Origin of the sequence: Streptomyces caniscabiei (assembly GCF_014930365.1) — a bacterium.
GTDB lineage: Bacteria > Actinomycetota > Actinomycetes > Streptomycetales > Streptomycetaceae > Streptomyces > Streptomyces caniscabiei.
Genome location: NZ_JABXWI010000027.1, coordinates 36,505 through 56,913, shown reverse-complemented (window position 1 = coordinate 56,913; position 20,409 = coordinate 36,505). Strand labels below are relative to the sequence as shown.

The following is a 20,409-nucleotide window of genomic DNA, read 5'->3' as shown; positions in this document are numbered from 1 at the left end:
CTCCGAGGATGTCCTCGGGGCCGGTGCGGCGTTTTCCGGCCGCGCCGCGCCGCGCACTCTCCTCCATTCGGCCGGGGCCGAGTGGCCCCGGGCCCCGGGCTTCTGGCCGTTCGGCCGAGGCGGCGGCCTGCCCCCGGGCAGCAGATTGGACCACCGAGCCCGCGAGAGCGCGGGGTCCGGACAGAGGGTGAGGAGTCGGAGATGGCCAGGACAGCGCCGCGCGACGGGCGGACGAACCGGCACCTGGCGCGGGTCACGGCGTTGGCCGCGGCCGTGCTCCTCGGCACGCAGTGGCTCGCCTCGGCGGCGGGCCTCGGCCTCCACTGATCACGACGTACCGGCGCGGTTTCGAGAAAGCAGGACGGCATGGCTGGCGCTACGGCAATTCGGGTGGTCGTCGTCGACGACCAGGACATGGTGCGCTCGGGGTTCGCCGCGCTGCTGTCCGCACAGAGCGACATCGACGTCGTGGGCGACGCCCCCGACGGCCGGATCGGCGTCGAGGTCAGCCGTCGTACCCACCCCGACGTCGTGCTGATGGACATACGGATGCCCGAGATGGACGGGCTGGAGGCGACCCGCCGACTGCTGGACCCGCCGCGCGGCGTGGTGCACCGGCCCAGGGTGCTGATGCTGACCACCTTCGACATCGACGACTACGTCTACGAGGCGCTGCACGCCGGAGCCAGCGGCTTTCTGCTCAAGGACGCGCCGGTCGCCGAACTCGTCCAGGCGGTACGGGTGATCGCCGCGGGTGACGCGCTCCTCGCGCCGTCCGTCACCCGGCGTCTCATCGAGGACGTGGCCCGGCGGCGCCCCGTCGCGCCACGGGCCGCCCGGCTCCGCCTGAACGGCCTCACACCCCGGGAGACGGAGGTCCTGGCCCTGGTGGCGCAGGGTCTGTCGAACACCGAGATCGCGGCGCGGCTGGTGGTGGCCGAGCAGACCGTCAAGACGCACATGACCCGCCTGCTGGCCAAGCTCGGCGCCCGCGACCGGGCCCAACTCGTCGTCTTCGCCTACGAGTCGGGGCTGGTCGTGCCCGGGGCGCCGCCCGTCTGACCGACCGTCTGACCGACCGTCCGACCCGACCGCCTGACCGCCCGCCCGATCGGCCGCGTGTCGTACCCGGGGGTGACACGAAGGTTGGCACCCGGGTGTGATGTGCGGCCCGCCGCCCACGCTCCAGCATCACCGCGTCCCGATCACGGAAACGGTTTCGCAGGAGCGTGAGACATGCACCAGCCCGGCCACGACACGAACGCCGGCCACGGCACGAACGCCGGCCACGGCACGAACGCCGGCCACGGCACGAATGCCGGACGCCACAGGAAGGTCGGCCAGGACAGGAAGGTCGGCGACGACAGCAAGGTCGGCCACGGCAGGGTCGAAGGCCGGCCCGTCGGCGAGTCCACCGGAGGGTCCCTCGGAGGTCGGCCCATCGACCTCGACCACATCGGTGACCTCTACCGCACCTTCGCCGAGGACCTCGACCGCGCCCGCGAACGCCAGCGCACCCTGCTCGCGCCGCCCACCTCGATGAAGGCCCAACTCGACGACATCGAGGCGGAGATCACGTACCTCCTCCTGCGCGAGGCCCGGCCGGAGACGGTGGTGGAGATCGGCACCTTCCACGGCTGGTCCACCACCTGGATCCTGCGCGCCCTGCGCGACAACGGCACCGGGCACCTCTACTCGTACGACATCGTCGACCACGTCGTACGGGAGGTCCCCGAGACCCTGTCCACCGGCCGCTGGACGTTCACCCAGGGGGACGCCCGGGAGAACCTGGAGAAGATCCCGGAGGACGCGGACTTCCTGTTCATCGACGCGGCGCACTCCGCGAACTTCGCCCGCTGGTACCTCCAGCACCTGTTCCCACGGCTGCGGCCGGGCATCCCGGTGTGCGTGCACGACGTCTTCCACGGGCGCAGGGCGCTGCCGTTCACCGAGGGGGCGGTCGTGCTGCGCTGGCTCGCCGAGCGGGAGAACGCCTACTTCACCGCCTCCCGAGCCCACGCTCCCGAGATCCACGACCGGCTGAAGGACATCAAGCGGTCCCTCGCGCTCGGCCACCCCGTCCGGGAGAGCCGCGACAACCCGATGATCTTCTTCACCCTGCGCTGAGACACCCGGCGGCGCCCCCTGTCCGCCACCCCCTACCCGGGTGCTACCCCGAGGTTGGCTCCCCGGTGTGACGCCGGCCGGCCCCCCTGATTCCTAGCTTTCGCCCGTCGGCCCGCCCCCGAGAAAGGCGGGCCGACGGCCACGGAAGCACAGAGCACGGGGGAGCGGGGAGACACACCATGAGGCGTTTCAAGCGAGGGCTCATCGCGTGCGCGCTGGTGCTGGCGACGGTCGCGGGCACGGCGGGCTGGGCGGCGGGCGACATACAGACCGCCGTCACGGGCCCGCCTCCCGGTACGGCGGCCTGGACGGCCGACCGGGTGCTCGGCGGACGACTGCCGGACCCGGCGTCGGCCGCTCCCCGGCAGATCGCCCGGTTCTTCGCCGGCCTGACGGCGGCGCAGCGCACGACACTGGCCGAGCGTCACCCGCTCGTCGTGGGCGGCCTCGACGGGGCGCCGCCCGAGCTCCGGTACGCCGCCAACGCCCGCGCGCTCACCGCCGGACGCGACCGCGAACTGGCCCGTGCCGCCGACCCGTCGCGGCCAGACGGCGTTCGACGCGAGGCACGGGCGCGGGCCGCGACGTACGACGAGCTCCTGGCGCCCGGGCGCCGTGTCCTCGCCTTCGACCCGCGCGGCCGGGGGCAGGTCGCCGAGGTGTACGGCGACCTGCGGACCGCCCGCCGCGTGGCGGTCGTCGTGCCGGGCTCCGACACGGACCTGGGCTCGTACGACGTCGCGGCCGGGATGGCCCGCGACCTGCGGGCGGAGATGACCCGGCGCTCCCCGCAGGAGCACCCCGCGGTGATCGTGTGGGTCGGCTACACGACCCCGGTCGGCGTCGGCTGGGACGCCGCCACCGGGCACCTCGCGGAAGAGGGGGCGCCCCGGCTGCTCCGCTTCCTCGACGGCCTGGCCGCGACCACCCACCCGGTCGCCCCGCCCTCGGTGTTCTGCCACAGCTACGGCTCGGTGCTGTGCGGCGTCGCCGCCCGCCGGCTGACCGGAGAGCAGGCGTCCGACCTCGTGGTCGTGGCCTCTCCCGGCATGCGTCTCGAACACGCCGGCCAGGTGCCGGTCGGGGCCCGGGCGCGGCTGTGGGCGACCGCCCGCGACGCGACCGACTGGATCAGCCGGGTCCCTCCCGTCGAGCTCTTCGGCCTCGGCCACGGCGCGGACCCGGCCGCCCCCGGCTTCGGCGCCCGGGTCGTCGCCTCCGACCGCGCCGAGGGCCACACCGGCTACTTCGAACCCGGCACCGCGTCCCTGACCAACTACGCCGCCATCGCCGTCGGCGACTACGCGGCCGTCACCTGCGTCCGCCCGACCGCCGACACCCCTGCGAAGGACTGCCGTCATGGCCTTCTCTGACCTCTCCGTGGCCGCCGCCCGTATCGAGGCGCGCACACCCGTCCACCGCGACCGCGCCCTCGACGGCCTGCGCGCCCTCGCCCTCCTCGCGGTCCCCGTGGGCCACTGGATGCTCGGCGGTCTCGCCCTCGGCCCCGACGGCGCCCTGCACAACACCAGCCCGCTCGCCGCCTTCGGCTTCCTCGCCCCGGTGAGCTGGGTGCTGCAGATGCTCGGCATCTTCTTCCTGGTCGGCGGCTGCGCCGCCACCCTCTCCCTGCGCCGCTCCGCCGGACGCGGAGTGTCGACGGGAGCCTGGCTGCGCGGGCGGCTGGCCCGCCTCGGCCGCCCCGTCCTAGGCGTCGCCGCGGTGTGGGCCGTGCTCCTGCCGGTGCTGTACGCCGCCGGGGTGCCGGCCACGACACTGCGCACCGGGGCGGTGCTGGTCGTCCAGCCGCTGTGGTTCGTCGGCATCTACGTGCTGGTGACTGCCCTCACGCCGTGGTGCGTACGCGCCGCGCGGACCTGGGGAGGACGGTCCGCCGTACCGCTGCTCGCCTCGGTCGCCGTCGTGGACCTGCTGCGGTACGGCCCCTGGGCGGACGCCATGCCGTCCTGGCTGGGCCTGCTCAACCTCGGGCCGGGCTGGCTGTTCGCGTACCAACTGGGCGTCTGCTGGGGCGAGGGGAGACTCGGGCGGCGCGGTGCCCGGCTGATGCTGCTCGGCGGCGGCGCGCTGTTCGCCGTGCTGCTCCTCGTCCTCCACTACCCGGCGAGCATGGTCGGCGTACCGGGCGCGGCCCGCACCAACTCCCATCCGCCGTCCCTGCTCGTCCTCGCGCTGGCCTGTGTGCAGTGCGGCGCGGCGATCCTGCTGCGGGACCGGCTCGACGGCCTGCTGCGGCGCCGGCGCGCCCTGTGGGCGGCGGTGGTGGCCGTCAACCTCTCCGCGATGACCGTCTTCTGCTGGCACCAGACGGCCCTGCTCACCCTGGCGGTCCCCACCTCGCTCCTCGGCGCCCCGGTGCCCGGCCTCACCACCGCCCCGGACACCGCCGTCTGGATTCTCGCCCGGCTCGCCTGGCTCCCGCTCATCGCCCTCACCCTGCTGGCCCTCGGCCGCCTCACCCACCGCTTCGAAGCGCCCTGGACCGGGATCCGCGGCTCGCGCCGGGCGGTGGTGGCCCTACTGGCGGGGGCCTTCGCCTGCTACGCCATGGCGGTGATCTGACGCACCCGCGACCCACCCTCCCGGTTGTCCAGCGGGCGTCGACAGCCGGGCCGGTTCCGGCGGTCAACTCGGCCTGACGCGGCGGTAGTAGAGCATCCCCTCGTGGTCCGGTGCGGGATCGGGGAGGGTGAAGCCGGCGGACGCGGCGCAGCGGCGACTGGCGTGGTTGTCGGCGTCGATGCCGAGGAAGAAGGTCCTGACGTCGCCGACGTCGGGGTGGGCGAGGACGGCCCGCAGGACGGAGCGGCCGTGTCCGAGCCGCCACCGTGCGGGGTCGACCAGGTGGGCGAGGCCCAGGGCGGGACCGGGGACGGCGTCGGACAGGAGGGGGCCCTCGGGGCCTTCGCCGTGGTGGCGGACCCAGCGGTCGTAGACATCACCGCAGACGAACGCGACCGGCGTCCCGGCAGGATCCAGCCCGAGCCACCCGTGGGCGCGCAGCACCGTCGCGCCGCGGAAGGCGGCGGGGGACTGCTCACCGAGCAGCCGCAGCTGACGGTGGATCCAGGACCGGCCGCCCAGGCGCCTTTGCACCTCCGGGTGGTCGAACCAGTGCTCGATCTGCCGCGCCCCGGTCTCGTCCAGGGGACGCAGCCGCATCCGAGGGCTGTCCGGCTCCGTCCGCGCGTGCTGACTCATGAGGCCGCCCGGGGTCGAGGAACTCGCTCGATGACCGACGGAGCGATCTTTCCCGCACCGGCCCCCTCGCACCACCCGGCGGATCCGGGAGGCTCTCCCCGGGCCGGGCACCGGCCTCGGTGCCGGTGACGCCCCTGGATCGGCCCTCCCCGCCGCCCGGCCGTCCTCGCCCGCGTCCCCCGCCGCGGCCGGGAACGGCCGCTGAGCGTCAGGCGGCGCGGGAACAGTCCGTCAGAAAGTCGACGAGCGCCGCGTTCACCTCGTCCGGGCGTTCCTGCTGCGTCCAGTGGCCGCAGCCGGGCAGCATGACGGGCTCGCGCCGCAGGTCGGGCATCAGGTCCGGCAGGGCCGCGATGAGTTCGGGCGTACCGGGGAACGCGGGCACCAGGTCACGGTCGCCGTAGACGTACAGGGCGGGCGGGGTGACGACGGCGTGGTGCCAGGGCGCCATCAGCTCCCAGTTGCGGTCGAGGTTGCGGTACCAGTTGAGGGCCCCGGTGAACCCCCGGGAGAAACCCTCGACGAGGACGTCGAGGTCGTCCTCGGTGAACCAGCCCGGCAGCGGCCCGGGATCCGCCATGGTCGCCAGCCAGCCCCGCTCGGGGTCGACCAGGGGCTGCCTCTCCTCACCGGTGAGCGGCGCCTCGCCGGAGGCCCAGTAGAAGATCTTCCGCAGGGTGGTACGGGGGTCCTCGGCGAACTCGGCGTCGGCGACGCCCGGGCGGTTGAAGTAGTTCCAGTAGAAGCGGCCGCCGAACCGCTCCTCGGCCACCACCAGCGGAGGCTGCTTCCCCCGGAAGGGAGGCGGCACGCTCAGTCCGGCCACCCCGCGCACCATGTCCGGCCGCAGCAGAGCGGTGTGCCAGGCCACCGGCGCGCCCCAGTCGTGCCCCACCACGTACGCCTTCTCCTCGCCGAGGGCCTGGATCAGCGCGACGACGTCGCCGACCAGATGGAGGATCGTGTACGCGTCGACGGCCTCGGGGCGGTCGCTGCGACCGTACCCGCGCTGGTCGGGGGCGACGACACGGAAGCCCGCCGCGGCGAGCGGGTCGAACTGGCGGCGCCAGGAGTGCCAGGACTCGGGAAAGCCGTGCAGAAGCACCACGAGCGGGCCGGTGCCCTGCTCGGCGATGTGCAGTCGTACTCCGTTCGCTTCGATCATCCGGTGCGCAACCATGCGAACGAGCGTACGCGGCAGGGGATTCGGGCCCGGAAGGGGCCCTTCCGGGCCCGCGCGGCGGTCAGCCGGCCGGGACGGGGAAGATCATGCAGCTGCTGGTGGCGTGGGCCAGCAGCCGGTCCTCGGAGTCCCGCAGCTCCGCCTGGGCGAGGGCGGTCCGGCGGCCGTTGTTGAGGACGGTGCCGATGGCGCGGACCTTGCCCGTGTCGACGGTGATCGGGCGCAGGAACTTCAGGTTCAGGTCGAGCGAGGTGTACCCCATGCCCTGCGGCAGCACGGACTGCACCGCGCAGCCGGCCGCCGAGTCCAGGAGCGTGGCGTACACGCCGCCGTGGACGCTGCCGATCGGGTTGTAGTGCTCCTCGCCCGGCTCCAGGACGAAGACGGCCCGGCCGTGCTCGACCTCCTCCAGGGTGAAGCCGAGGGTGGCGGCCACCGGCGGGGAGGGCAGCCGCCCGGCCAGCATCTCCCGGAGGAACTCGAGCCCGCTGTGCTCGCCGACGGCTCGGGCGGAACGGGTGGGGTCCTCCCACGCGAACGTACGTGACCTGAGCATTTCCACTCCCGGGCTGGCTGGCTTCTCTCAGTGAAGCTAGCTGCGCGCCCCTCTGGCTGTCAATCGCGAAGTCAGCCTAGGATGAGCCCATGAGGTGGCTGGAGACGAGCGCGGAGAACTGCACGGTCCACCGGACGCTGGAGCTGGTCGGCGAGAAGTGGTCGTTGCTGCTCGTGCGGGACGCCATGAACGGCGTCCGGCGATTCGACGACTTCCGGCGGCACGTCGGGCTGTCCGAGGCCGTCCTGGCGGACCGGCTGCGCAAGCTGGTCGCGGCCGGGGTCCTGGAGACCGTCGCCTACCGCGAGCCCGGCAGCCGCACCCGGCGCGAGTACCGGCTCACACGCAAGGGCTGGGACCTGTGGCCCGCGATGATCGCCCTCAAGGAGTGGGGCGACCGCTACACGGCCGACCCCGAGGGGCCGCCTCTGGAGGTGCGGCACGCGGACTGCGGTGACGCCGTGCGGACGGTGGTCGTCTGCGAGGAGGGGCACGGACCGCTGACTCCGCGGGACGCCCGCATCCACCCGGGGCCCTCGGCGCGGCCCGCCACGGGCCGCGCCTGACGGCTTCATCCCGCGGTGCGAGGTCACGTTCCCGACCCGGGGGACGGTCGTCACCCGCCGCTGAGGCAGGTCTCATGGATCAGGGCTTGACGTAGGAGCAGATGGCCAGGGGCGAGTCCGGACCGTACGGGGCCGCGTCGGCCGGCCAGTCGCCCCAGCGGCGCTCCGGTTCGAGGCCGGCGGCACGGGCGTAGGCGTCGAACTCCTCCGGGGCGGTCAGCCGGGAGACCTCGGTGCCGACCCGGGTGGTGCCGTCGGACTCGTACCAGACATGGGAGAGATGCCAGAGCGACCCCTCGGGGAAGAGCAGGGAGTGGCTCTGCAGGCCGGTGCCGGGCTCGGGGTACGGCGTGAAGTACGTGGCCCGGGACCGGCCTTCGTGCAGGGCGAGCACGGCCGGCTTGTTGTGGGTCTCCACGACCAGCCGGCCGCCGGGGGCGAGCAGGTCGGCGGCGCGCCGCACGGCCTGCTGCTGTTCCTCGGGGGTCAGCAGCATGGAGAGGGTGGCGCAGATCGCGTACACCAGCCCCACGGTGCCGTCGGCGGTGTAGGTGCGGATGTCGGCGTGCACGGGCTCCACGGGGGTGTCCTCGGCGAGGTCCCGGCGCAGCAGGTCGAGCATCTCCGGTGAGGAGTCCACACCGGTGATCCTGCCGATCCGGCGGGAGAGCGGGAGGGCGATGCGCCCGTTGCCGACGCCGAACTCGACCGTCCCGGAGGCCGGGTCGGGGTGCAGCGAGGCCAGGAGGTCCACCTCGGTGACGACGGACGCGTCGTCGGGGAAGAGGCGGTGGTACCAGCCGTCGAACTGCCGGCCGTAGCCGATGTCGTCGACGATGCCGCTCGTGGTGGGCGTACCGCTCGTGCTGGGCGCGGTGGATGTGGGGGACGTGGTCGGTGTGCTCATGGGTGCTGCCTCCGCTTCTTGGGTGGGGTGGTCCTCGGATGGGCGTTCCGTCTGGCCTGGGAGCAGGCGCCGAGCAGCACCACGAGGGCGACGCCGAGGACCGCGGGGATGCTGACGGCCCGGGTGGTGATCAGGAAGCCGACGATGCCGAGGGCCACCACGAACGGGATCAGCAGGAAGTCGTTCATCAGGGTCTCCTCCAGGGAGGTCGGGTCAGGACGCCACGTCGCTGAGCGCCTGGAGCCGGGCGAGCCGGCGGTAGAGGTCGCTGTGGCGGTGGAGTTCGTCGTGGGTGCCGACGGCGTGCACCCGGCCCCGGTCCAGCACGACGATCTGCTGGGCCTCGGTGACGGTCGACAGCCGGTGGGCGATGGCGATGACGGCGCAGAAGCCGGAGATCATGGCGATGCTGTCGCGCAGCGCGTTCTCCGACTCGGTGTCGAGGTTCGCGGTGGCCTCGTCCAGCAGCAGGAAGCGGGGTGCCTGGAGCAACGTCCTTGCGATGGCGAGGCGTTGCCGCTGACCACCCGACAGACCCGCCCCCCGGTCGCCGAGTTCCGTGTCGAGGCCCTTGGGGAGCGCGGCGATCACCTCGGTCAGGTTGGCCATGCGCAGGGCCTCGGCGATGTCCTTGTCGTCCGCGTCCGGCGCGCTGTACGTGAGGTTCTCGCGGACGGTGCCGCGCAGCAGCGTGTGGTCCTGGTCGACGTAGCCCACGATGGACCGCAGCTGGTTGAGCGGCATGTCGGTGATGTCGGTGCCGTCGATGAGGATCGCCCCGGACACCGGGTCGAAGAGCCGCTCGATCAGCTGGAAGAGGGTGGACTTGCCGCCGCCCGAGGGGCCGACGACGGCGGTCAGCCCGCCGGCCGGGACGGTGAAGGAGACCCCGTCGAGGACCGTCTTGTCGCTGCCCGGATAGGAGAACCGGACGCTGTCGAAGCGGAGTCCGGGCTCGTAGTCGCGCCTGAGCGGGCGGACCCGCGGCCGGTCGGCGGCCGGCCGTTCGCCGGCCCCGTCCGTCTCGACCTCGATCTTGCCCAGCTCCGCGAGCCGGTCCACCGACGCCCTGCCGATCTGGAACTGGGCGATCGACTCGAACAGCGTCAGCAACGGCGCCACCAGGTAGAACAGATAGAGGATGAACGCCGTCAGATCGGCGGTGGGCATCGCCCCGGTCGCCGTGCGGGCCGCGCCCAGACCGATGACGACCGTCAGGGCGAGCTGGGTGCCGATGCTCATGGTCGGGTCGAGCAGCGACGACATCACCGTCACCCTGATCCCCGACTTCCGCGCGCGCCGGGCGATGGCCGCGATCCCCTCGGCCTCCCGGGCCTCCGCGCGGGAGGCCTTCACCGTCGGCATCGCCCCCAGCACCCGCAGCAGGGCGGAGCCGAAGGTGCCGAGGTCGGCCTGGTTGAGCACCGACACCCGGCGCACCCCGCGCGCCAGCCAGAGGGACACGGCGCTCGTCACCCCGAGGCAGGCCAGGGTCGCGGCGAGCAGCACGGTGTCGATCCAGGCCATCAGGACGATCCCGCCGATGACCAGGAAGCTGTTGTTGAGGATGCTGTCGATCGCGTGGGTCATGGTGGAGCGGGCGAGCATGGTGTCGCTGACCATCCGGGAGAACACATCGCCCTGCTGGAGTCCGCTGTACGCCTTGAACCGGGAGCGCAGCAGCCGCGAGGCCAGGGTCCGGCGGATGTCGTAGACGATGTTCTCCCCGGCCAGCCCGATGACGTACGAGTGCAGTGCGCCGAGGCCCGCGTCGGCGATGAACAGTGCCGCGCCCACCAGGATCGGGCCGGTCACCGAGCGCCCCTCGCCGACGGCGCCGACCAGTTGGCCGATGACCGCGGGCTGGGCCAGGGAGGTCCCTGCCCCCACCAGGCCGAGGAAGATGCCGAGAAGGACCAGCCGGCGGTGCCGGCCCATGGCCCGCCAGGGTCTGGCGCCCTCGCCCCACAGCAGATGCAGATCGAGCTGGGGGACCGCACGGTGCCCGGCCCGCCGCCCCCCACCGTGCTCGCCCTCCTTCTCCAGGTTGACCGGGGGGTCCTGCGGGCGGGTGTGCCGCCCCCGGCCGGCGAGCAGGTCACTCATCCCGGGCCCTCGGCCCCGCGGCGGCCGTCCGTGTCCGGCTCACTCGTGTTCCCTCCCTTCCTCTTTCGCCTGGGACCTGAGCCGCAGGCCCGCCTTGAGCAGGCCGACCGCGAAGATCAGGATCGCGAGCAGGATGAAGGGGAGGGCGAAGTCCATGGTCACGTCACACCTTTGCGGGAGTCTTGGCCGGGGCCGGCGTCAGCGGGGTGCCCGGGGCCTCGGGGCCGAGGGGAACGAACGGGGAGACGAACATCAGCTCCGGACGGTGGCGCGTGTCGAAGCCGGTGGCCCGGGCCAGGGCGAACTGGAAACCCCGTACCTCGTCGGACGCGAGGCCCTCGGACCTGATGAGCAGCCGCAGGTGCTCGGTGACCATCCGGTAGCCGGGCACCCGGGCCGCGGCCTCGAAGCCACCGAACTCCAGGGTCGGGAGGATGTCGGCGCACGCGTCGGAGACGCCCTTGTCCGCGCGCCGGCTCGGGAACCACACGATGTGCTGGGGCTTGCGGGTCTCGGTCGTGAACCCGTCGTGCCAGGGCGAGGCGTTGCCCGCCGCGTCCACCGTGCGGTACAGGAAGTGGCTGTCGTGCATACAGGGGTTGGGGGCGAAGAACCGCCAGTTCGGCACCAGGGACAGCACGTCCTTCGCCCGGAACCGGGAGAACTGTTCGAAGGGATGCTGGCCCGCGACGGTGACGACCAGCATGGCGGCGCCGGCGATCCGCCAGGCCGCGCCCTCGCCGGTGAACGGGTTCCTCAGTGCGGGACGTCGGGTCGGGCTCACCGGGACGCCTCCTTCTCGAGGGTGACGGACCGGCCGGGCCTGGTCCTGCGGGGACGCTCGTCGAGGCCCGCGAAGAACGCGAGGACGTGGTCCGTCACCTGGTGGGCGTAGCGGCTGTTGATCAGCAGGGTGTCGTGGCCCGCGCCCTCGACGACCACCGTCTCGGTGGGCGCCGACCGGTGGGCCTCGGCCAGTTCCCGGTGCATCAGCAGTTGTTCGGGGTCGCGGTCCACGGTCCGCTGGGCGGAGATCACCAGGGCGGGCACGCCCTCGATCGGCGCGAGCCGGCCGGGGAAGGCCTCGAAGTCCTCCCGCAGCGCCGTCCATTCACGGCGGGCCGCGTCCCACATCCGCGCGTCGGCGTACTGGGCGAAGACCTTCTCCTGGTAGGCGGCGGGGAGTTCCCTGATCCACCACGGTCGGGCGAGGAGGGCCCCGGTGCCCAGGCGCAGGGCCCGGCCCATGGAGGTGAAGCTGCCGGCCAGCCCGGCGCCGGTCACCCGCTGCTGAGGGGAGCGGTGGAACTGGTCGGGGTGCGAGGAGTCGAGGTAGACGACGCCGTGCACCCGGTCGCTGAGGTGCGCGACGGCACGGCGGGCCAGCTCCCCGCCGATCGAGTGGCCGACGAGGATCACCTTGCGGTGCGGTGCCACGGCTCCGTTGACCAGGTCGACGAGGTCGTCGACGGACTCCGTCAGGCGGTAGGCGGTGGTCGCCCGGCGGTGGCTTCCGGCGTATCCGGCGCGAGCGTAGGTGATGACGCCGTACGTGGTCTCGTAGCTCAGGCGCTCGCTGATCCAGGCGTAGTGCTCGCTGGTGGACAGCAGGCCGGCGGCGAGCACGAAGACCGGCCGGTCGGCGGATCCCGCCGCCATCTCCTCGTACTGGAGCCGGTTGCCGTGACGGGTCGTCAGCACGCGAGAGGTCCGCCAGCCCTCGGTGGCGCGCATGCGCCGGTGCACGGCGGTGACGCCCGCGGCCGCCGCCGCGCCCGCGAGCAGGGTGAGCGCGGCGGGCAGAGCGCGGTCGTCGCGTCCGGCCACCGCGGGGTGTGTGCGGGGAGCGGCGGTGTAGGCGATCAGCGGGTGCATCGCGGGGAAGGCGGTGGCGAACCGGCCGAGCCCCATGAAGTAGCCGTTGGCTAGATGGAACGCGGCGGCGCTCGCGAGGACGGGACGGGTCAGCTTGCCGCCCTTGAGATAGGCGAGCGGGAAGAGGCACTCCAGCGCCAGCACACCGTGGGCGAGCAGCTTGGCGGACCGGGGGTTGTTCCGGATCCAGGTGTGCATGCCCTCGTGGCCGTAGGTGTGGGTGCGCATGACCCCCGGCAGGGCGGACCCGTCGCGCCAGTCCGGGCCGAGCAGCTTGACCCAGCCGGAGACGAGGTAGGAGAGGTTGGACTGGAGGGCGACGTACCACAGCAGGGCGTCCTTGGCGGCCGGCGAGGGCACCAGACGGGCGCTGCCCGTGGCGAGCTGTACGAGGGTCGCGACCTGGTCGGCGCCGTCGCTGCCGTAGTGCTGGCGGGGGCCGAGGAGGGCGGAGGAGGCACCGAGGAAGAGGCTGCCCGCCCCGCGCCAGGGGGAGCGGCCCGGCAGCAGCATGGCGGAGGCGACGGCGGCCCGTGCGAGGTGGAGGGCCGTCGTGGTCCGGCGTCCGCTGGCGATGTCGATCACTCGGCGCAGCAGGGGGTTCGCGTGCGCGATGCTGTCCTTGGCGATGTCCCAGTCGTTCATGCCCCCCTTGCCCATCTCGTGGCGCTGGGTGAGGTATTCGAGGGACGAGGTGAGGCTCGTCGCGGCGGCCAGCCGCTCCGAGAGGCCCAGCGCACGGTCCCGGCCGACCGGTATCGGGCCGAGCACGGCGGAGGCGACCCTGTCCGGGACCGCGGAGGTGATCCTTCGGACGAGTTTCATGGAACCTCTTTTCCTGGTACTTTCGAATTTGTCTTCGAGTACGGCGGAACCCGCTGCCGGACCAGAACAGCCCTCTGGTCCGACAGCGGGTTCCTATGCGTTCACCGCCGGTCGTCAGACCGCGGGCGGCGTACCACCGACGGCGGCGAGGGCGGCCGCGTTCTGGGCGTTGGCCTCCGCCGCCAGGTTGTTGGCCTCCGCGGCCTGGGCGACGCCGACCGCCGCGGTGGCGGCCGCCGCGATGGCACCGACACCCTCGGCCGCCTGGGCGATGCGGCCGATACGGGCGATCCGCGGGGTGCCCAGGGTCGGGCGAGCGGCGACGTAGACGACACCCTCGACGGGGATTTCCACGCTGTTCAGCGCGTTCTCGATGCTGCTCATTTCTTTCGTCCTCTCGCTTTCGGGACTGCGGAAGTCCTTTTTTCTTCCGTCGCCCTTCTGGAGAAAACATTAGGGCTTCGCCGGCCGCCGCCACATCGATAAAAATGCCTATTCTTGAAAGGCGTCCCGCGCGCCGGAGTCGGGACGCGGACGTGGAAAGGCCCGGACCGATGTGGTCCGGGCCCTTCCGGGGAATGCCGCGGCAGGCGGCTCCCGGTTCATTCCAGGCCGCGCCGCCGCCGGAGGTGACGCAGGGCCGACGCGGCGGCGTTCGCGCCGCACATGCCGTGGGCGCCGGCCCCCGGCGGGGACGCCGCGGAGCAGATGTACATCCCCGGGACCCCCGTGCGGTACGGGTCGGGCGCCACCCGGGGACGCATCACCAGCTGGAGGGCGGTGTTCGCCCCGGTGACGACGTCCCCGCCGACGTAGTTCGGGTTGTAGTCCGCGAACGCGGCGGGGGAGCGGACGGCCATGCCGAGGACCCGGTCACGGAACCCCGGGGCGAACCGTTCGATCTGCCCGATGATCGCCTCGGTCGCGTCGCCGTCGTAGCCGTGCGGGACGTGCGCGTAGGTCCACACCGGGTGGAGGTCGCCCTTGGAGCGCCCCGGGTCGGCCAGGTACTGCTGGCCGACCAGGACGAAGGGCCGTTCCGGCATGCGCCCGGCCTGGATCGTCCGCTCGGTGTGGGCGATCTCCTCGAACGTCCCGCCGAGATGGACGGTGCCCGCCCGGCGGGCCGCCTCGCTGGTCCAGGGGACACCGCCCTCGACAGCGAAGTCGACCTTGAAGGCTCCGGGGCCGTGGCGGAAGCGCCGGTAGGCCCGTGCCACCCGGCCCGGCAGCCGGTCGCCCAGGATGTCGGCGACGGCGCGGGGCGCGAGGTCGAACAGGACCACGTCGGCCGGGGGCAGATCGGCCGGGGTGCGCACCCGCACGCCCGTCTCGATCCGGCCGCCGAGCTCCCCGAGCTGGGCCGCGAGCGCGTCGCCGATCGCCCGGGAGCCGCCCGCGGCCACCGGCCAGCCGTGCCGGTGGCCCGCCGCGATGATGGTCAGACCGACCGCGGCGCCGGCCGGCAGATGGAACGGGCGGAAGGCGTGCGCGGCCACCCCGCCGAAGAGCGCGCGGGCGGCCGGTGACCGCCACCGCCGGGCCACGGCGGAGATGGGCAGCAGGGCCCGCGCCCCGAAGGCCGCGAGGCGCAGCGGATGACGCGGCACATGCGCGAGCGGGAGCATCAGGTCGTCGGCCAGCGCGTCGAAGCCGTCCGCGAGCGGCTCGAAGAGCCGCCGCCACCGGCGGCCGTCCGCCTCGGGGAGGCCGTCGGCCGTCTCCCGCACCGACCGGCGCAGGACACCGGCCTCGCCGGAGTCCAGGGGGTGCGCGCAGTCGATCTCCGGCAGGCGCCAGGTGAGGCCGTGCCGGGCGAGGTCGAGGCCGCGCAGGAACGGCGAGGCGACGGCCATGGGATGGGTGGCGGAGCAGTGGTCGTGCAGCAGCCCGGGCGTCAGTTCGCTGGTGCGGGTGCCGCCGCCGATGCTGTCGGCGGCCTCGAGGACGGTGACCTCCACACCCTCACGGGCGAGGAGGACGGCGGCGGCGAGACCGTTCGGACCGCTGCCCACCACGACGGCCGTAGTCATGGATCCGCGCCTCCTCGTCGACGGCCGCCGGTCCCGGGCCCGGAAATGGGCGGACGGGAAACGACCGGTTCACGCAATGGTGTCGGGTGACGGGGAACGGGCCCTCGAAAGGGCCCGGTCCGGGCCGATTCACCACTCTGCGGGACGTGGGAAAGGCCGTCCCGGCGCCTTTTTCTTTCTTCGACGATAGACGGCGGACCGGCCGGGTGCGATTCGTAAAATTGCCTAATTCACGCGGCGGCTCGGTCAACTCGCGTCCCAGCTCATGTCCGGCTCGGGCTCCGCGTGCGCGTTCGGCTTCGCGTGCCGCCCGGACGGCCTGCGGGACGCCTGACCCGGCTCCGCCGTCTCCTCGGCGCCGGACGGCACCGCCGTGGGAGCCACGGGGAAATGGGCGATGACCCACCAGCCCCCGTCGTCGGCCGGGCCCGCCGCCAGTGAGCCGCCGACCGTCTCCACACGCTCGCGCAGCCCGATCAGGCCGTAGCCGCCGCGGCCTCCCGTGGGACGGGACACCCGCCGCTCCGGCCCCTCGTTGTACACGTCGATCCGCAGCAGGTCGTCGCGGGTGCGGTGGACGCGCACCGTGGCCTGGGTGCCCGGCGCGTGCCGCCGTACGTTGGTCAGCGCCTCCTGCACCACACGATGGACGGCGGAGCCCACCTCGGGCAGCAGCGCGCTTCTGCGGGCGGCTCCGGTGATCTCCAGCTGGGCGGTCGACCCGTCGCCCTGACCGCTGAACTCCGATACCAGTTTGGTGAGTTCGGCGTACGGCTCCTCGGGCCGTTCGAGGGAGATCTGTTCGCCGTCCTCGCGCAGCACCTTGATCAGCCGGCGCATGGAGTCCATGGTCCGCTGTCCGGCCTCGGCGATGTTGCCCAGGATGGGGCCGACCTGCTGCGGCGCGCTCTCGTGGATCACGCCGGCGGCGTGCGCCTGGGCGATGATGCCCGTCACATGGTGGGCCACGAAGTCGTGCAGTTCCCGGGCGAGTTGGATCCGCTCGGCGAGCCGTACGGCGGCGATCGTACGACGGCGCCGGGCGTCCAGGGTGCGCAGGTAGCACCCGGCGCCGACGGCGCCGCCGACCGCGAACGTCAGCAGGAACGGGTAGGTGAGGGTGATGCCGGTGCCGCCGGTGCGCAGGGGTTCGTCGATGACGCTGGCCCCCATCGCGGCGGCCAGTGCCAGGGCGACCCGGGGCCGGGCCACGTCGCGGCAGGTGCGGGCGAGCAGCACCAGCATGCACGCCGTCTCCAGCAGCCCCCACTCGGGCATGGCCCAGCCCATCAGGGAGGTGCCCAGGGTCACCGCCGTCGAGACGGCCGCGCAGAACCCCGTGCGCCAGGTGATGCTCAGCCGCTCGTCGGGCACGAGCACCAGGGCCAGGGCGACGGGACCCGTCACCAGCGGCAGCCAGTCGAGGAAGCCCCGTTGCTGCGACACGATGATGCCCACGTCGAGCAGCCACAGCACACCCAGCGCCGGGTAGAGGGCGCGGTGGTCCAGCCGTCGTGCGCGTGACCGGGGGCGGCCGTGGTGGTGCGGCTGGGTCGCTCGTGCCGAGAGTGCCGCGAGTGACGAAGGTGTCATACAACCGGAGGCTAGGCATGCACATGCTTCCCCGGCAGGGGGTGGGCCGATGTGTGGGAAGCGTCATAGATCCATTACAGGGCGTTCACGGAATCCCCGTCAGCGTCCGGTCCGTACCGTCCCGTTGGACCAGGCCCAGGCCGCCACCTCGACGCGGTTGCGTACGCCGAGCTTGTGGTGGATGTGGCCCAGATGCGTCTTCACGGTGGACAGCGACAGACACAGCTCATCACTGATCTCCTGGTTGGTCCGGCCCACCGCGACGAGCCGGGCCACCTCCAATTCCCGTACGCTCAGGGCGGATTCGGGCACGCCCACCCCGTCCACCGGGGCCGCCGCCCGTTCTTCCAGCTGCTTCAGCAGCCGGACCGTCACCGCGGGCGAGACCAGCGCGTCACCGCGTGCCGCGGCCCGCACCGCCTCGATCAGCAGCGCGGGCGCCGCGTCCTTCAGGAGGAAACCGCACGCGCCGTTGCGCAGCGCGATGTTGAGGTAGTCGTCCTGGTCGAAGCTGGTGACCACCACGACCTGCGTCGGGTGCGTCGCCCCCGGCCCGGCCAGCAGCCGGGTCACCTCCAGCCCGTCCAGTTTCGGCATCCGGACGTCCACCAGGCACACATCCGGCCGCAACGCGCGCGCCGCCTCCACGCACGCGAGTCCGTCCGCGGCCTCCCCGATCACCTCGATGCCCTCCTGGGCGTCGAGGATGAGACGGAAACCGGCCCGGATCAGATCCTGGTCGTCGGCGATCATCACACGTGTGGGGGTGCTGCTCACGCGGCCGAGCATGCCACGGATCATCCGGCCGGTCCGGCGGTCAGGGGAAGCCGGCCGGGCGAACACCCCCGCCGAATCGGGCGGTTGGCGCCAACCCGGAGAAAGTTCCGCCCCGGAGCGGGGGACCGAGGCCGATCGGCCGATGACTACTGCCGGGTATCGGTCGAATGGTCGATGCCCGCCGCCCGGATGTCACGGAAGAGTCACAGCGCAGCAGACGAACGGCACGCGGGTCCTCGACCCCCACTCCGAACAAGGCAGGCACCCATGGCATTGGACAGCTCCGGCCGACTCAGCGCCCGGGAGATGGAGATCCTCCTTCTGGCAGCCCACGGCATGTCGGACGCGGACATGTCTCGTCAGCTGTCGATCTCGGTCCGCACGGTGGCCTCCCATATGCGCAGCATCCGGGAGAAGTTGTGCGCGAAGAACCGCACGCATCTCGTCGTGACCGCGTTGCGCGCGGGAATCCTGGCGCTGCGGACGGACCGTATGGACCGGGGGGACCGTACGGACCGGGCGGACCGTACGGACCGGATCGACCGCATGGATGAAACGTTCCGCTTGACGGGCCGGAGCGGGGTCCGGGCGCAGACCGTCGGAGTCGCGTAGCGGGTGCCAGGGCGCCCCGGGCCGGCCGCGGCCCGGGGCGCCCTCGTGTCAGCCGGTGGGCCCGGGCAGCAGAGAAGTCATCCTGCTGCCGTCCCGGACGATCAACACATCCCGGTAGCTCAGGAGTTGGGGCGAGAGCTGGTAGAGCGGCCCCGGAGCCTCCTTGCGGTTGCCGACGTGGTCGTCCCAGACCTGTTCGCCCGTGCGCAGGTCGAGGCCGGACAGATCCCCGGTCGGACTGAAGAAGTACACGACTCCCAGCCGCTCGGACACCAGAGGAGGCGCGAGGGCGGGCACTGTCTCCTTGCCGGGCAGCTCGACGCCGACCGGGGCCGTCCAGAGGGTGGTGCCCGTGGTCAACGACCAGGCCGAGGCCTCGCCCTTCCAGGACACGGAGATCAGGCGGTCGCCGACGACGTCGAGTCCGGCGAGCTCCTCCTCGATCGGATAGGAGAACGAGGTCCGCTCTCCGGAACCGCTGAGCAGGGTCACCGGCATCTTCCCGCCGGCCCTGTCCTTCGGGGCGAACAGGACCAGCCGGTCCGCCGAGACCCCGGTGAGCAGTTGCGCGCCGTGCACGGTCGCGACCTTCCGTGCCTGTCCGGTGGCGGGGTCCAGCCGGAACACCTGGGTGTCGCCGGGCGCGTCGACGTCCTTCATGCAGATCAGGTACGGCACACCGCCCAGCACCGCCCGCTGGCAGGCGATCCCCTTGTCCCAGGTGTGGCGCCACTTCTCCTTGCCGGTCAGTGGATCGAGGGCAGACACCGTGCGCAGTGTCGGGGTGTTGGCCAGGACCGCGCCGTCGATGAGCATGGCGGCCTGGTCGCCGCGATCGTCCTGCGGCATCTCCACCGTCCACCGCAGCTCACCGGTCTCGGCGCCCACCGCCATCAGATCGGTGCCGCCGGCGTAGTCCCCGTTCGGCTGCTTCTGCGCGGTGTGGTTGCGGAACGCGTAGACCACGCCGTCGCGCACGGCGAACGGGTGGTCGGGCCCGTCGCCCTCCCCGTTGACCTCGATCGTCCACAGCCGCTCACCGGTACGCGCGTCGAACTTCGCGATGTCGTCCTTCGATCCGGCGCAGTACAACGCCGCCCCGTCGGCCAGGCAACCCCGCTCGGTCGCGCCCCGGTCGTCGCTCTGCCACGGCTCCCAGTCCTGCGGCGCCACCGCCGGCCGCACCGGCCGGTCCCGGTCGACCGTGCCGCCGCCCCCGAGCCCGAACACCGCGCCCACGGTGATCGCGGCGACGGCCACCGCCGCGCCCGCGACCTGCGAGAGACGGCGCCGGCCGCGCCGCCGTACCACCTGATCGGCGAGGTCCCCGGGCGCCAGCACCCGGTCCAGCGCGACCGCGCGCAGTGTCTCCCGGACCTTCTCCTCCACCCGCTCCGCCGTCATCCCCGTACCCCCTTCGTCGTGTAACTGAGCCGCCGCCCCTGTCCCGCGCCGCCCGCGCCGCCCGCGCCGCCCGCGCCGCCCGCGCCGCCCGCGGAGCCGTGCAGGCCTTCGGGCCCGAGTTCCGGCACCAGCGCCCGCAGTTTGGCGAGCGAGCGGTACGCCGTGCTGCGCACGGTGCCGACCGGGCACCCCAGCAGCGCCGCGACCTCGGCCTCCGGCAGATCCTCGAAGTAACGCAGTACGACCACGGCCCGCTGTCGTCTGCTCAGCGGCCCAGTGCCGCCCACAGCGCGATCCGCAGCTCGGTGTCCGGCGCGGCACCCGTTTCCCCGGTGGGCTCGGGCAGGACGGGCACCGTCGTCTCGGCGCGATGTCCGCGCAGCCGCCAGCGGTTGACCTGCTGTCGGTAGAGCACCTGACGCACGTACGCCTCGGGCTGCTCGATCCGCGACCAGTGTCCGTAGGCTTTCATCAGGGCGATCTGCAGCAGATCCTCCGCGGCGTGCCGGTCCCCGCCGGTGAGCAGCACCGCGAGCCGCAGCAACGCGGTGGAGCGCATCGCTACGAACTCCCGGAACTCGTCGTGACTCGACGCCTTCATCAACCCTCCCCTTCTTGGCACC

Annotated in this window: 21 protein-coding genes and 1 pseudogene; 7 read left to right on the top strand and 15 right to left on the bottom strand. The window is 72.9% G+C overall.

The genetic code is table 11. The annotated features are described in order from the left end of the window. Window positions 1–201 precede the first annotated feature (201 nt). From HW837_RS49815 to HW837_RS43215, 5 genes are all read left to right on the top strand, one after another. Window positions 202–327, top strand: coding sequence for a hypothetical protein (locus tag HW837_RS49815; protein WP_256254855.1), 126 nt, complete (start codon window positions 202–204; stop codon window positions 325–327). A gap of 39 nt (window positions 328–366) precedes the next feature. Continuing rightward, window positions 367–1,062, top strand: a complete 696-nt coding sequence (locus HW837_RS43230) for a response regulator (protein ID WP_045555738.1) — start codon at window positions 367–369, stop codon at window positions 1,060–1,062. A gap of 174 nt (window positions 1,063–1,236) precedes the next feature. Further along, window positions 1,237–2,127, top strand: coding sequence for an O-methyltransferase (locus tag HW837_RS43225; protein ID WP_196790211.1), 891 nt, complete (start codon window positions 1,237–1,239; stop codon window positions 2,125–2,127). 179 nt (window positions 2,128–2,306) lie between these two features. Further along, window positions 2,307–3,500, top strand: a complete 1,194-nt coding sequence (locus HW837_RS43220) for an alpha/beta hydrolase (RefSeq protein ID WP_193382004.1) — start codon at window positions 2,307–2,309, stop codon at window positions 3,498–3,500. After that, complete coding sequence (locus HW837_RS43215; protein WP_045555736.1) at window positions 3,487–4,710, top strand: acyltransferase family protein; 1,224 nt, start codon at window positions 3,487–3,489, stop codon at window positions 4,708–4,710. The genes HW837_RS43220 and HW837_RS43215 overlap by 14 nt, the downstream gene beginning before the upstream one ends. Window positions 4,711–4,773: 63 nt before the next feature. On the opposite strand, the gene HW837_RS43210 is transcribed toward HW837_RS43215, so the two are convergent. The 3 genes from HW837_RS43210 to HW837_RS43200 form a co-directional block, all read right to left on the bottom strand. Continuing rightward, window positions 4,774–5,349, bottom strand: coding sequence for a GNAT family N-acetyltransferase (locus HW837_RS43210; protein ID WP_237270636.1), 576 nt, complete (start codon window positions 5,347–5,349; stop codon window positions 4,774–4,776). 208 nt (window positions 5,350–5,557) lie between these two features. Continuing rightward, window positions 5,558–6,529 (bottom strand): alpha/beta fold hydrolase, encoded by a 972-nt coding sequence (locus tag HW837_RS43205; protein ID WP_045555734.1) that lies wholly within the window; start codon window positions 6,527–6,529, stop codon window positions 5,558–5,560. A gap of 64 nt (window positions 6,530–6,593) precedes the next feature. After that, window positions 6,594–7,088: a PaaI family thioesterase gene (locus tag HW837_RS43200; RefSeq protein ID WP_045555733.1), complete on the bottom strand. Its 495-nt coding sequence runs from the start codon at window positions 7,086–7,088 to the stop codon at window positions 6,594–6,596. A gap of 89 nt (window positions 7,089–7,177) precedes the next feature. Between HW837_RS43200 and HW837_RS43195 the strand changes: the two genes are divergently transcribed. Further along, window positions 7,178–7,654 carry a winged helix-turn-helix transcriptional regulator gene (locus HW837_RS43195; protein ID WP_060885825.1) on the top strand — a complete coding sequence of 159 codons (477 nt, stop codon included), beginning with the start codon at window positions 7,178–7,180 and terminating at the stop codon, window positions 7,652–7,654. Between the two features lie 79 nt (window positions 7,655–7,733). On the opposite strand, the gene HW837_RS43190 is transcribed toward HW837_RS43195, so the two are convergent. The 10 genes from HW837_RS43190 to HW837_RS43150 form a co-directional block, all read right to left on the bottom strand. After that, window positions 7,734–8,561 carry a class I SAM-dependent methyltransferase gene (locus HW837_RS43190; RefSeq protein ID WP_193382003.1) on the bottom strand — a complete coding sequence of 276 codons (828 nt, stop codon included), beginning with the start codon at window positions 8,559–8,561 and terminating at the stop codon, window positions 7,734–7,736. Beyond that, a complete protein-coding gene (locus tag HW837_RS43185; protein WP_045555730.1) occupies window positions 8,558–8,749 on the bottom strand; it encodes a hypothetical protein in 192 nt (63 codons plus the stop codon). Before HW837_RS43185 ends, HW837_RS43190 begins: the two co-directional genes overlap by 4 nt. Window positions 8,750–8,774: 25 nt before the next feature. Further along, complete coding sequence (locus HW837_RS43180; protein WP_193382002.1) at window positions 8,775–10,667, bottom strand: ABC transporter ATP-binding protein; 1,893 nt, start codon at window positions 10,665–10,667, stop codon at window positions 8,775–8,777. 39 nt (window positions 10,668–10,706) lie between these two features. Continuing rightward, the gene (locus tag HW837_RS49810; protein WP_256966730.1) at window positions 10,707–10,829 is read right to left on the bottom strand and encodes a hypothetical protein; all 123 of its coding nucleotides are present in this window, start codon (window positions 10,827–10,829) and stop codon (window positions 10,707–10,709) included. A gap of 1 nt (window position 10,830) precedes the next feature. Continuing rightward, window positions 10,831–11,451, bottom strand: a complete 621-nt coding sequence (locus HW837_RS43175; RefSeq protein WP_193382001.1) for a hypothetical protein — start codon at window positions 11,449–11,451, stop codon at window positions 10,831–10,833. Next, complete coding sequence (locus HW837_RS43170; RefSeq protein ID WP_193382000.1) at window positions 11,448–13,367, bottom strand: alpha/beta fold hydrolase; 1,920 nt, start codon at window positions 13,365–13,367, stop codon at window positions 11,448–11,450. Before HW837_RS43170 ends, HW837_RS43175 begins: the two co-directional genes overlap by 4 nt. 114 nt (window positions 13,368–13,481) lie before the next feature. Then, window positions 13,482–13,751 (bottom strand): hypothetical protein, encoded by a 270-nt coding sequence (locus HW837_RS43165; RefSeq protein WP_052682816.1) that lies wholly within the window; start codon window positions 13,749–13,751, stop codon window positions 13,482–13,484. A 218-nt stretch (window positions 13,752–13,969) separates the two neighbouring features. Then, window positions 13,970–15,400, bottom strand: coding sequence for a phytoene desaturase family protein (locus HW837_RS43160; protein WP_193381999.1), 1,431 nt, complete (start codon window positions 15,398–15,400; stop codon window positions 13,970–13,972). 246 nt (window positions 15,401–15,646) lie between these two features. Beyond that, a complete protein-coding gene (locus tag HW837_RS43155; RefSeq protein WP_196790210.1) occupies window positions 15,647–16,993 on the bottom strand; it encodes a sensor histidine kinase in 1,347 nt (448 codons plus the stop codon). Window positions 16,994–17,092: 99 nt separating this feature from the next. Next, a complete protein-coding gene (locus HW837_RS43150; RefSeq protein ID WP_045555880.1) occupies window positions 17,093–17,782 on the bottom strand; it encodes a response regulator in 690 nt (229 codons plus the stop codon). A 255-nt stretch (window positions 17,783–18,037) separates the two neighbouring features. Here HW837_RS43150 and HW837_RS43145 point away from each other — a divergent pair, with 255 nt between their 5' ends. Continuing rightward, on the top strand, window positions 18,038–18,382 hold the full coding sequence (locus tag HW837_RS43145; protein ID WP_045555724.1) for a response regulator transcription factor: 345 nt from the start codon (window positions 18,038–18,040) through the stop codon (window positions 18,380–18,382). 48 nt (window positions 18,383–18,430) lie between these two features. Here HW837_RS43145 and HW837_RS43140 read toward each other — a convergent pair whose 3' ends face one another. Together HW837_RS43140 and HW837_RS43135 are read right to left on the bottom strand one after the other, a co-directional pair. Continuing rightward, window positions 18,431–19,786 (bottom strand): outer membrane protein assembly factor BamB family protein, encoded by a 1,356-nt coding sequence (locus tag HW837_RS43140; protein WP_045555723.1) that lies wholly within the window; start codon window positions 19,784–19,786, stop codon window positions 18,431–18,433. Next, window positions 19,783–20,387 (bottom strand): annotated as a pseudogene (locus tag HW837_RS43135) (SigE family RNA polymerase sigma factor). The gene HW837_RS43140 and the pseudogene HW837_RS43135 overlap by 4 nt, the downstream one beginning before the upstream one ends. Window positions 20,388–20,409: the final 22 nt, after the last annotated feature.

Excerpts from the sequence above, each read along its gene's own strand:
- HW837_RS49815 (WP_256254855.1), top strand. The coding sequence starts at position 202 with ATGGCCAGGACAGCGCCGCGCGACGGGCGGACGAACCGGCACCTGGCG.
- HW837_RS43230 (WP_045555738.1), top strand. The coding sequence starts at position 367 with ATGGCTGGCGCTACGGCAATTCGGGTGGTCGTCGTCGACGACCAGGAC.
- HW837_RS43225 (WP_196790211.1), top strand. The coding sequence starts at position 1,237 with ATGCACCAGCCCGGCCACGACACGAACGCCGGCCACGGCACGAACGCC.
- HW837_RS43220 (WP_193382004.1), top strand. The coding sequence starts at position 2,307 with ATGAGGCGTTTCAAGCGAGGGCTCATCGCGTGCGCGCTGGTGCTGGCG.
- HW837_RS43215 (WP_045555736.1), top strand. The coding sequence starts at position 3,487 with ATGGCCTTCTCTGACCTCTCCGTGGCCGCCGCCCGTATCGAGGCGCGC.
- HW837_RS43210 (WP_237270636.1), bottom strand. The coding sequence starts at position 5,349 with ATGAGTCAGCACGCGCGGACGGAGCCGGACAGCCCTCGGATGCGGCTG.
- HW837_RS43205 (WP_045555734.1), bottom strand. The coding sequence starts at position 6,529 with ATGGTTGCGCACCGGATGATCGAAGCGAACGGAGTACGACTGCACATC.
- HW837_RS43200 (WP_045555733.1), bottom strand. The coding sequence starts at position 7,088 with ATGCTCAGGTCACGTACGTTCGCGTGGGAGGACCCCACCCGTTCCGCC.
- HW837_RS43195 (WP_060885825.1), top strand. The coding sequence starts at position 7,178 with ATGAGGTGGCTGGAGACGAGCGCGGAGAACTGCACGGTCCACCGGACG.
- HW837_RS43190 (WP_193382003.1), bottom strand. The coding sequence starts at position 8,561 with ATGAGCACACCGACCACGTCCCCCACATCCACCGCGCCCAGCACGAGC.
- HW837_RS43185 (WP_045555730.1), bottom strand. The coding sequence starts at position 8,749 with ATGAACGACTTCCTGCTGATCCCGTTCGTGGTGGCCCTCGGCATCGTC.
- HW837_RS43180 (WP_193382002.1), bottom strand. The coding sequence starts at position 10,667 with ATGAGTGACCTGCTCGCCGGCCGGGGGCGGCACACCCGCCCGCAGGAC.
- HW837_RS43170 (WP_193382000.1), bottom strand. The coding sequence starts at position 13,367 with ATGAAACTCGTCCGAAGGATCACCTCCGCGGTCCCGGACAGGGTCGCC.
- HW837_RS43165 (WP_052682816.1), bottom strand. The coding sequence starts at position 13,751 with ATGAGCAGCATCGAGAACGCGCTGAACAGCGTGGAAATCCCCGTCGAG.
- HW837_RS43160 (WP_193381999.1), bottom strand. The coding sequence starts at position 15,400 with ATGACTACGGCCGTCGTGGTGGGCAGCGGTCCGAACGGTCTCGCCGCC.
- HW837_RS43155 (WP_196790210.1), bottom strand. The coding sequence starts at position 16,993 with ATGACACCTTCGTCACTCGCGGCACTCTCGGCACGAGCGACCCAGCCG.
- HW837_RS43150 (WP_045555880.1), bottom strand. The coding sequence starts at position 17,782 with ATGCTCGGCCGCGTGAGCAGCACCCCCACACGTGTGATGATCGCCGAC.
- HW837_RS43145 (WP_045555724.1), top strand. The coding sequence starts at position 18,038 with ATGGCATTGGACAGCTCCGGCCGACTCAGCGCCCGGGAGATGGAGATC.
- HW837_RS43140 (WP_045555723.1), bottom strand. The coding sequence starts at position 19,786 with ATGACGGCGGAGCGGGTGGAGGAGAAGGTCCGGGAGACACTGCGCGCG.